The organism is Acinetobacter sp. WCHAc060006, assembly GCF_004209135.1.
GTDB lineage: Bacteria > Pseudomonadota > Gammaproteobacteria > Pseudomonadales > Moraxellaceae > Acinetobacter > Acinetobacter cumulans.
In genome coordinates, this window is record NZ_SGSS01000081.1 from 1 (window position 1) to 1,043 (window position 1,043).

The window sequence follows — 1,043 nt, forward strand, 5'->3', positions numbered from 1 at the left end:
ATTCGTTAGAGCAAATAAAAAGGGCCTTTAGTGGCCCTTAATTATTTTTTGCTATCTAGGAATAATTAGTTTCCCAGATTCAGTTATTTCTATCAGGTCTATGCCTTGTTCTAAGACGATATGAGCTAATTCTGTATCTTTAACAGGTTCTAGTTTTTTATTGATTAAGACCTTGTTTATTTCAACTGCCTTATTTCTAAGGAGTTCTTTTTCCCTCTCATTTAGTCTCAACATTTGAGCCATTGCAGTTTTCTTCCGAATCAATTTAATTCCTCAATTCTATAGATACTTGTATACATGCTTTACATGATACATGTAAATCTGTTATCTTTTCCCAAAATAAAAACATGTATACATGCTATGCAAAGAACAATATTTGAAAGCCCTCAAGACTTCACCCAGTCAGCATTTAATCGTGTTGCTGAGCTGATTTCTCAACATGGCCAATGTGCATTAGAAAACTTTGTACCTGCATTCTCCACAGAGCAGTGCTTAGAGCATTTGGCTTTGGTGGCTAGTGAAATGGCTTATGACTATTCATACATAGATGCACATGCAGATATTTATAAAAAAGCAAATGCTGAATTAAAAGAAGAAATGGGGGATTGCTAATGCTTATTCATTCAGTTCATCAAATCGACTTAGTTGAGTGTCCTCGCTGTCATTCGATCTTTAATAAAAACTTTCTTTCATTCCATTTAACACGTTGTATGGGGTGATTTATGCATTTTCCTTCTTATCTTCTTGGTGCCTTTTTAGGATTTGTTTCTGGTGTTTCATTTTGTATCGGGTGGCTTTAATCATGAAAAATAATACTGTACAAAAAAGCACCATTACCCGTAAAAACACAGGAGAAAGCCCTAAATCAGCTCACTTCACCAGTCCTGAATCTAGTCTCCTGACTGATTTTTCCACCCCCATTTATAACATGCGGGTTACGATTGACTAAATAACAGTCAAGTTGGTCTGTATTTTTAGATATTTAAGTCATATTTTTAGAGAAATAAGTCAAAGTTAAATTTCATATCTTTGATATGTAATTT

3 protein-coding genes are annotated in these 1,043 nt (G+C 34.0%); 2 read left to right on the forward strand and 1 reads right to left on the reverse strand.

Features of this window, described 5'->3' with window-relative positions; genetic code table 11:
* Positions 1-51: 51 nt before the first annotated feature.
* Entirely contained in the window at positions 52-243 is a 192-nt protein-coding gene (locus tag EXE29_RS17235) for a hypothetical protein (RefSeq protein WP_228198839.1), read from the reverse strand.
* A 117-nt stretch (positions 244-360) separates the two neighbouring features.
* On the opposite strand from EXE29_RS17235, the gene EXE29_RS17240 reads away from it, so the two are divergent.
* Positions 361-612 carry a hypothetical protein gene (locus EXE29_RS17240; RefSeq protein WP_120365119.1) on the forward strand — a complete coding sequence of 84 codons (252 nt, stop codon included), beginning with the start codon at positions 361-363 and terminating at the stop codon, positions 610-612.
* Positions 613-802: 190 nt separating this feature from the next.
* On the forward strand, positions 803-949 hold the full coding sequence (locus EXE29_RS17245) for a hypothetical protein (RefSeq protein WP_228198838.1): 147 nt from the start codon (positions 803-805) through the stop codon (positions 947-949).
* The last annotated feature ends 94 nt before the right edge of the window (positions 950-1,043 follow it).